The organism is Klebsiella sp. MS 92-3 (assembly GCF_000195655.1).
GTDB classification, from domain to species: domain Bacteria; phylum Pseudomonadota; class Gammaproteobacteria; order Enterobacterales; family Enterobacteriaceae; genus Klebsiella; species Klebsiella pneumoniae.
Window position 1 is genome coordinate 23,697 of sequence record NZ_GL882786.1, and the last position, 8,490, is coordinate 32,186.

The following is an 8,490-nucleotide window of genomic DNA, read 5'->3' on the forward strand; positions in this document are numbered from 1 at the left end:
CCCCCCCCCCCGCCCCCCCGGCGGCGCCGGCCGCCCGCCCCCGCGGAGGGCGACCCGGCGAAAGTTCAGATAAGCAATGGCGCAGGCCGTGGAAATGGTCGCCAGATTAACCTCGTCGCCGCGCAGCATTCCGTCTGCCGCGCAGGCTTCCAGCCTGTCGAGACCGCGAGCCACTTTCTCCCGCTGGCGGAGCAGTTCTTGCTCTGACTGTTGCGCGCCCGGGCGAGCCTTTTCACGCACCAGCGCCTGGGCGGCCTCCATCACGCCATCCGCCAGCGCCTCTAGCTGGCGCATCCTGAGAGCGGCTCTGGGGTCGGCGGGGATCATCGGCGGCGCCACGCCCAGCAGCTCCAGATACTGGGCGATAACCGGGGAGTCAAACCAGCACTCACCGTCGTCCGTCACCAGCGCCGGTACCTTGCCCAGCGGGTTATAGCGCGCCACACCGTTGCTTTCGCTGTAGGGGGATTCGTTGACAAACTCAAAAGGGATGCGCTTTTCCAGCAGGATCACCGATATTTTGCGCACAAAGGGACTGGTGTAGCTGCCGATCAGTTTCATAGCCTGCTCCTTATCGCCAACAAATTATCGCCAACAAAGATATGAGTATGGCTCAGGGCAGGACAAAAGGCAGGTGAGCGTCCCGCTCAACCTGCCGCCGATCGCATTAATGATCGAGATAGAGGTAGTGCATCCAGCTGGTCATCCGCAGCAGCACTTTACGCATCACCGAGACGTGGGCGAAATGGTCGGAGTAGACCGCCACCTGCGCGTAGATACCATCAGGCAGCGCATCAATTTCGGCATTGGGGTCGAGCTCGATGGTCGCCAGCACGCCATCGCTGCCCGGCGTCACGGTCAGCGACTGTAACGCCCCTTGCGCCTGATAACTTCCTCCCGGCACCACCGGTAAAATACTCACCAGTTTGCCGTGGAACACCTGCCCGGGCAGGGCGTTAAACACCGCTTCCGCGTCGTCGCCTTTCTCCAGCCTTAACAGGGAATTTTGCCGAAACTGGGCGACGATCAGCCGTTTTTGCTCGGGGATAAACACCATCACCGGACGCAGCGGCAGCGAGGCGGCATAGGTCCCCGGACGGATCAGCACCTGGGTGATATACCCATCGCTTGGCGCCCGCACGGTGGTCTGATCGAGATTATATTTCGCCTCCGCCAGCTGGGCGCGCAGGCTGGCCACTTGCGACTGCTCGCCGTTGATCATGCTGTCCAGCTGGCTCTGGATCTGCGCCTGCTCCGCCACCGACGCCTTGACCAGCGCGTCCTGGGCAAGGTAATTCTGCCTGGCGTTATCGATGTCGCTTTCCGAGAACGGGTTCACCCGCGCCTGGCTCCCTTTCAGGTAGCGCTGATAGTCCTTGTATAAGCGATCGCGTTCCGCCGACACGCGGGTGGTGTTGGCCTGGGCTTCAGAGAGCTGCGCTTTGAGGGTGTTAATACTGTGCAGCGCCGTCACCAAGTCGGCCTGCAGACGGTCGACCCGCGCCTGATAGCGCGCCGGGTCAATAGTAAAAAGCACCTCACCCTTTTTGACGCGCTGATTCGCTTTGTCGGTGACGCTGTTAACCACTCCGGTAACCTGCGGCGTAATAGGAATAGATATCACCGCCTTTTGCGCCAGAAAGGTGTAAGGGTGGTTATAGTTCATTAATAAAATAAGCGCGCTAACAATAAATACGCCCCCCAGCGCCGCGGTAGGTACCGTCCATTTATTTACCGGTATTTTGAAGATTTTAAATATCGACCAGGCGATGGCCACGTAGGTCAAAATTATCAACAGATCCATAGATTATTTCTCCGCCGCAGAGGTGGACTGCGGCCGCTGGATGGCCGCCACCTGGTGTTCAAGGTCGCTCAGTCGTTGGCGAAGCTGTTGTATATCGGTCTCTTTTTCAGGTTCGTCAGGGGCCGTATTCGCCTTATGCTGCATGCCCCAGCCGCGCTCAGGCTGGTACAACGTGGCCCAAATCCATAAAAACGGCCAGATGACGTGGAGAGTAAAAAGACTGACCCATCCGGCGACATGAATAGCATCGGAATGAGGGTGGTTGCGTTTTTTGGCGATCAAATAAGGAATATCGTGAATAATGATAATCCCATAAAAAATGACCAGAAAAACGAAGATCAGAACGCCCAGCGCAAAATAATTGAGAAACATAATTCCCTCGGCTTTACGCTAATAATTTATATGAATTTTATTCACGACCCACTGACATTCGGGCCGCTATTTTGAGCATAATTCACGCCTTTCATTTTTGCCATCCGGCGTAAAAAAGTTATTCGGCAGTTAAGGTTGCTTAGTTACAGAGCCATCTCGCCCTGGCCGCAAAACCGGGCCGAGATCACAGCGGCGTAAACCCCTCGCGAAATTCTTTGTGATCAAAATCACAAACAAACAACAAAAACACGAAACAAAAATGTGACAAATATCACACAAAAAGGCAGATCAGCGGCTAAAAAGGCGCTGTGTTGTTTTTTTACACAGTAATTTTGTGATCATCATCACTAAAAAACCCTCTTAGCCCCCTATATTCATGTGATCCAAATCACATAAAAGGGCGCTGGCTGGACAGCTAAACGATTCAGTGCCAGATTTCGCACTATCAATCAGGGCCCGGCTACCTCTGCCGCCACATTAACAACAAACCTCGGGCTTTAAGCCTGCGCGCTACGCAAAACAGAAGAAGGGGTGTTTTATGTCATCCGATATCAAGATCAAGGTGCAAAGCTTTGGTCGTTTCCTCAGCAATATGGTGATGCCGAATATCGGCGCGTTTATCGCGTGGGGTATCATCACCGCGCTTTTCATTCCGACAGGGTGGTTGCCAAACGAAACGCTGGCGAAGCTGGTCGGTCCGATGATCACCTACCTGCTGCCGCTGCTGATCGGTTACACCGGCGGTAAATTAGTCGGCGGCGAACGTGGTGGCGTGGTCGGGGCGATCACCACCATGGGCGTTATCGTCGGCGCGGATATGCCGATGTTCCTCGGCTCAATGATTGCCGGCCCGCTGGGCGGCTACTGCATCAAGAAGTTCGATAACTGGGTAGACGGTAAGATCAAATCCGGTTTTGAAATGCTGGTGAATAACTTCTCCGCCGGCATCATCGGGATGATCCTCGCCATTCTGGCCTTCCTCGGCATCGGCCCGGCGGTCGAAGTTCTGTCGAAAATTCTGGCGGCTGGCGTTAACTTTATGGTGGCGCACGACATGCTGCCGCTGGCGTCTATCTTCGTCGAACCGGCAAAAATCCTGTTCCTTAACAACGCCATCAACCACGGTATCTTCTCGCCGCTGGGTATTCAGCAGTCCCACGAGCTGGGTAAATCCATCTTCTTCCTGATTGAAGCTAACCCGGGTCCAGGGATGGGCGTTCTGCTGGCGTACATGTTCTTTGGCCGCGGCAGCGCAAAACAGTCTGCAGGCGGGGCGGCTATCATCCACTTCCTGGGTGGTATCCATGAAATCTACTTCCCGTACGTGCTGATGAACCCGCGCCTGATCCTGGCCGTTATCCTCGGCGGGATGACCGGTGTCTTCACCCTGACTATCCTTAATGGCGGTCTGGTTTCCCCGGCTTCCCCAGGCTCTATCCTGGCGGTACTGGCGATGACGCCGAAAGGCGCCTACTTCGCTAACATCGCCGCGATTATCGCAGCGATGGCGGTCTCCTTCGTGGTCTCTGCGGTTCTGCTCAAGACCAGCAAAGTCAAAGAAGAAGACGATATCGAAGCCGCAACGCGTCGTATGCATGACATGAAAGCAGAATCCAAAGGCGCCAGCCCGCTGGCGGCCGGTAATGTCACCAACGACCTGAGCCATGTGCGTAAAATCATCGTCGCCTGCGACGCCGGGATGGGTTCCAGCGCCATGGGCGCCGGGGTACTGCGCAAGAAAGTGCAGGATGCCGGGCTGAGCAACATCTCGGTCACCAACAGCGCAATCAATAACCTGCCGCCGGATGTTGACCTGGTCATCACCCACCGCGACCTTACCGAGCGCGCCATGCGCCAGGTGCCTCAGGCGCAGCATATTTCGCTGACCAACTTCCTCGACAGCGGTCTGTACACCAGCCTGACCGAGCGCCTGGTCGCGGCCCAGCGCCACATCGACAACGAAGTCAAAGTCACCGATAGCCTGAAAGACAGCTTTGACGATACTAACAACAACCTGTTCCAGCTGGGCGCGGATAACATCTTCCTCGGTCGCAAAGCAGCCACCAAAGAAGAAGCGATTCGCTTCGCCGGTGAGCAGCTGGTGAAAGGCGGTTACGTTGAGCCGGAATATGTGCAGGCGATGCTGGACCGCGAAAAACTGACCTCGACCTATCTCGGCGAGTCCATTGCGGTACCGCACGGCACCATCGAAGCGAAAGACCGTGTGCTGAAAACCGGCGTCGTCTTCTGCCAGTACCCGGAAGGCGTGCGCTTCGGGGAAGATGAAGACGATGTCGCCCGCCTGGTGATCGGTATCGCGGCTCGCAACAACGAGCATATTCAGGTTATCACCAGCCTGACTAACGCCCTGGATGACGAAACCGTGATTGAGCGCCTGGCGAAAACCACCAGCGTCGACGAAGTTCTGGCACTGTTGAATAAATAACCAAAGCAGTCCATTCCCTCTCCCTTTGGGAGAGGGTTTGGGTGAGGGGAAAAGCCTCACCCCAGCCCTCTCAGGTGAAAACATTAATTGAAGGTTAATACTATGAAAGCATTACATTTTGGCGCAGGTAATATCGGACGTGGCTTTATCGGTAAATTGCTGGCCGACGCGGGCATCGAACTGACGTTTGCCGATGTCAATCAGACCGTACTTGATGCCCTGAATGCCCGTCATAGCTATCAGGTTCACGTCGTCGGTGAGAATGAGCAGGTGGACACCGTCTCCGGCGTCAATGCCGTCAGCAGCATCGGCGATGAGGTTGTGGACCTGATCGCTGAAGTGGATCTGGTCACCACCGCCGTCGGTCCCGTCGTGCTCGAGCGCATCGCGCCAGCGATCGCCAAAGGGCTGGCGCAGCGCAAAGCGCAGGGCACCGAACGCCCCCTGAACATCATCGCCTGCGAAAATATGGTGCGCGGCACCACGCAGTTAAAAGGCCACGTGTTTAACGCGCTGGCGGAAGAAGATAAAGCGTGGGTGGAAGCGCATATCGGCTTTGTCGACTCTGCCGTTGACCGTATTGTGCCGCCATCGGCTTCCGCCACTCATGACCCGCTGGAAGTCACCGTGGAAACCTTTAGCGAATGGATTGTCGATAAGACTCAGTTCAAGGGCGCGCTGCCGACTATCCCGGGAATGGAATTAACTGATAACCTGATGGCATTTGTCGAACGCAAGCTCTTCACCTTGAACACCGGGCATGCTATAACCGCCTACCTCGGAAAACTGGCGGGCCATCAGACGATTCGCGACGCGATCCTCGACGAGAAAATTCGTGCCGTCGTGCAGGGCGCGATGGAAGAGAGCGGCGCGGTGCTGATCAAACGTTACGCCTTTGACCCGCAGAAGCACGCGGCTTATATCCAGAAAATACTTGGCCGTTTCGAGAACCCGTACCTGAAAGACGATGTTGAGCGCGTTGGCCGTCAGCCGCTGCGCAAACTGAGCGCTGGCGACCGTTTAATTAAGCCGCTGCTGGGTACACTGGAATACGGGCTGCCGCACCGCAACCTGGTGAAAGGGATTGCGGCGGCGATGCATTTCCGTAGCGAAGACGATCCGCAGGCGCAGGAGCTAGCGGCACTGATCGCCGACAAGGGGCCGCAGGCCGCGCTGGCGCAGATTTCCGGCCTGGATGCCGCAAGTGATGTCGTCGCGGAGGCCGTTAACGACTACAACGCGGAAAAATGATGCACAACCTGGCGCGGCCGACGTCGCGCCCATTACGACTCCTGTCAGATATGCAGGCAATGATGGAAGAAACACAAGCATTTGAAAACCGTGTGCTTGAGCGTCTGAATGCTGGCAAAACCGTACGAAGCTTCCTGATCGCCACCGTCGAGCTGTTAACGGAAGCGGTCAATATTCTGGTGCTTCAGGTGTTCCGTAAAGACGACTACGCGGTGAAATACGCCGTCGAGCCCTTGCTGGAGGGCAGCGGGCCGCTCGGCGATCTCTCTGTACGCCTGAAGCTGATTTATGGCCTTGGGGTGATAAGTCGTGCCGAATATGAAGACGCCGAGCTGCTGATGGCCCTGCGCGAAGAGCTTAACCACGACGGCAATGAGTACAGCTTTACCGACGACGAAATTATCGGTCCGTTCGGCGAGCTGCACTGCGTCGCCGCCCTGCCGCCAACGCCGCAATTTGATGACAGCGATGCCGAACTGCTGGCAATGCAGAAACTGCGATACCAGCAGATGGTGCGCTCAACGATGGTGCTGTCCCTGACTGAGCTGATTTCACGAATCAGCTTAAAAAAAGCCTTTCAGAAATCAACGCTCTGATTCCGGTTCCGTCTGGTCGCAGGTCGGCCGGTAAAGCTGACGATAATATTCCAGACGCTGCAGGAACAACGCTTCCTTATCCTGAGGAATGTCTCGCGGTACATGCTGCAGACGCGGAGACTTTTTCAAATACTCCATAAACGCCTGACTGGAAGCCATAAAATCAACCGCTTTGTCGATTAAACGTGGTACGCCGTCGCCGATCTTTGCCATCACGTCCTCCTTTTGGGAATAATCTGATTAAGCATTAGCCAATTCACCGGCGTTGGTTAAGGAAAACGTGCTTATCTGCCGACAGGCTTCACAGAAATGAAATTAGAACGGGTATTAGGCGGAATATTAATAAAATTCAAATTATTAGCGATAAATGATATTGCATTCCGCGGGCGACAAACGGCGAATTTTTGATAAATAGCTATCAACAATAGCGGTCACGGCACATACTATAGGCGAATGAAGCCCCTTTATTAACAGATCAAATCACCATGAAAGAAGTCGAAAAGAATGAAATCAAGCGTCTGAGCGATCGTCTCGACGCCATCCGCCACCAGCAGGCCGAGCTGTCGCTGGTGGAAGCCGCCGATAAATACGCTGAACTGGAAAAAGAAAAAGCCACTCTGGAAACGGAGATTGAACGTCTGCGTTCCGTCCAGAGCCAGAAGCTGAGCAAAGAGGCGCAGAAGCTGATGAGCCTGCCGTTTCGCCGCGCGATTACCAAAAAAGAGCAGGCCGATATGGGCAAGCTGAAGAAAAGCGTTCGCGGCCTGGTGGTTGTCCATCCGATGACCGCCCTGGGCCGGGAAATGGGTCTGAAAGAGATGACCGGTTTCGCCCGCAGCGAATTTTGATCCCCAGCCCCCCCCCCCCCCCGCGGGGGGGGCTTTTTATTGCCGCGGCGCATAGCGGGAGATAGCCCGCGCCATCGCCGGGCCGGTCAGCAAAATGGTAAACAGCCGCAGCGTCTGTAGCGCCATAATAAACGACATGTCCGCCCGGGTGCCGGCGGCGATAATCGCCACCGTGTCCAGCCCGCCGGGGCTGGTGGCCAGATAGGCGGTCATAAAGTCCATCTGCAGAATGTGGGTCAGGGCAAGGGCCATCAGGGCGCACATCAGGATCAGTCCGAGGATGGAGGCGATAATCTGCGGCAGCGTCTTGAGGGCCAGCAGAAAAATGGCTTTATTAAACTGGAGCCCCACCGTCCAGCCCAGCACCGCATAGGCCATCGCCAGCAGCCACTCCGGCAGCTCCAGCATCAGCCAGCCGCCGCCCTGGGCCAGGGCGCCAAGCAGCATCGGCAGCAGCATGGCCCCGGAGGGGATGCGCAGCCGCATGCCCAGCCAACAGGCCACCGCCGTCAGCAGCAGCGTGAAAGGGAAATTCAGGGTCAACGATGGAAACCAGACAATATCCTGAGTCATTTCCTGTGCTTCATTGCCCAGGGCATAGCGCACCACCAGCGCCGCCGCGCCGACGACAAACAGCACCCGCAGATACTGCATCAGCGCCACCAGCCGCACATCGGCCCCGTACTCCTGGGCCATCACCACCATTGCCGACGCGCCGCCGGGAGAGCTTCCCCAGGCGCCAGTGGCGCCCGGCAGCGCGCTGTAGCGGACCAGCAGCCAGCCGGTAAGGCCGCTTATCGCCAGGGTGGTCAACAGGATCGCCAGCACCAGCGCCCAGTTGTTGAACAGCACGCCAAAAACAGAGGGATTAATCGCCCGGGCGATCATGCAGCCGACGATGGCCTGCGCCGCCAGATAACAGGGGCGAGGGATGCACAGCTTCACCCCGCGCAGGCTCAAAATGAGACCGGCGATCAGCGGCCCCAGCAGCAGCGCTGCCGGCAGGTGTATTCGTAACAGCAGCGAGGAAAAGAGAACAGAGAGCAGCAGCAATATCAGCCAGTGCCCGATCGCGCGACGCGACGCCAAGATGCACCACCCCGGAAAAAGGATTAAAAAACCAGTATATACAGGTTTGGCCCGCTTTGCAGGCCGGGATGCCGGCGACGTGGG

The 8,490-nt window shown here is 56.6% G+C and carries 9 protein-coding genes; 4 read left to right on the forward strand and 5 right to left on the reverse strand.

Annotation, left to right across the window (positions count from 1 at the left end; translation table 11 throughout):
* From HMPREF9538_RS18080 to HMPREF9538_RS18070, 3 genes are all read right to left on the reverse strand, one after another.
* A partial coding sequence (locus HMPREF9538_RS18080; protein ID WP_009484616.1) for a glutathione S-transferase occupies positions 1–561 on the reverse strand: 561 nt, incomplete at its 3' end.
* Positions 562–667: 106 nt separating this feature from the next.
* A complete protein-coding gene (locus HMPREF9538_RS18075) occupies positions 668–1,804 on the reverse strand; it encodes an HlyD family secretion protein (protein WP_009484617.1) in 1,137 nt (378 codons plus the stop codon).
* 3 nt (positions 1,805–1,807) lie between these two features.
* Positions 1,808–2,176, reverse strand: coding sequence for a DUF3302 domain-containing protein (locus HMPREF9538_RS18070; RefSeq protein WP_004152044.1), 369 nt, complete (start codon positions 2,174–2,176; stop codon positions 1,808–1,810).
* Positions 2,177–2,714: 538 nt separating this feature from the next.
* On the opposite strand from HMPREF9538_RS18070, the gene mtlA reads away from it, so the two are divergent.
* The 3 genes from mtlA to mtlR all read left to right on the forward strand — a co-directional run bounded on the left by mtlA (position 2,715) and on the right by mtlR (position 6,469).
* Entirely contained in the window at positions 2,715–4,622 is a 1,908-nt protein-coding gene (gene mtlA, locus HMPREF9538_RS18065) for a PTS mannitol transporter subunit IICBA (RefSeq protein ID WP_009484618.1), read from the forward strand.
* 102 nt (positions 4,623–4,724) lie between these two features.
* Positions 4,725–5,873, forward strand: a complete 1,149-nt coding sequence (mtlD, locus tag HMPREF9538_RS18060) for a mannitol-1-phosphate 5-dehydrogenase (protein ID WP_004145239.1) — start codon at positions 4,725–4,727, stop codon at positions 5,871–5,873.
* On the forward strand, positions 5,873–6,469 hold the full coding sequence (gene mtlR / locus HMPREF9538_RS18055) for a mannitol operon repressor MtlR (RefSeq protein ID WP_002922401.1): 597 nt from the start codon (positions 5,873–5,875) through the stop codon (positions 6,467–6,469). Before mtlD ends, mtlR begins: the two co-directional genes overlap by 1 nt.
* Here the strand turns inward: mtlR and HMPREF9538_RS18050 are convergent.
* Positions 6,458–6,682 (reverse strand): hypothetical protein, encoded by a 225-nt coding sequence (locus HMPREF9538_RS18050; protein WP_002922402.1) that lies wholly within the window; start codon positions 6,680–6,682, stop codon positions 6,458–6,460. The two genes, mtlR and HMPREF9538_RS18050, sit on opposite strands and share 12 nt — an antisense overlap.
* 272 nt (positions 6,683–6,954) lie before the next feature.
* Here HMPREF9538_RS18050 and HMPREF9538_RS18045 point away from each other — a divergent pair, with 272 nt between their 5' ends.
* The gene (locus HMPREF9538_RS18045; protein ID WP_002922410.1) at positions 6,955–7,317 is read left to right on the forward strand and encodes a YibL family ribosome-associated protein; all 363 of its coding nucleotides are present in this window, start codon (positions 6,955–6,957) and stop codon (positions 7,315–7,317) included.
* A gap of 36 nt (positions 7,318–7,353) precedes the next feature.
* Here the strand turns inward: HMPREF9538_RS18045 and HMPREF9538_RS18040 are convergent, their stop codons facing one another.
* Positions 7,354–8,406 (reverse strand): AbrB family transcriptional regulator, encoded by a 1,053-nt coding sequence (locus HMPREF9538_RS18040; protein WP_020316773.1) that lies wholly within the window; start codon positions 8,404–8,406, stop codon positions 7,354–7,356.
* Positions 8,407–8,490 lie beyond the last annotated feature (84 nt).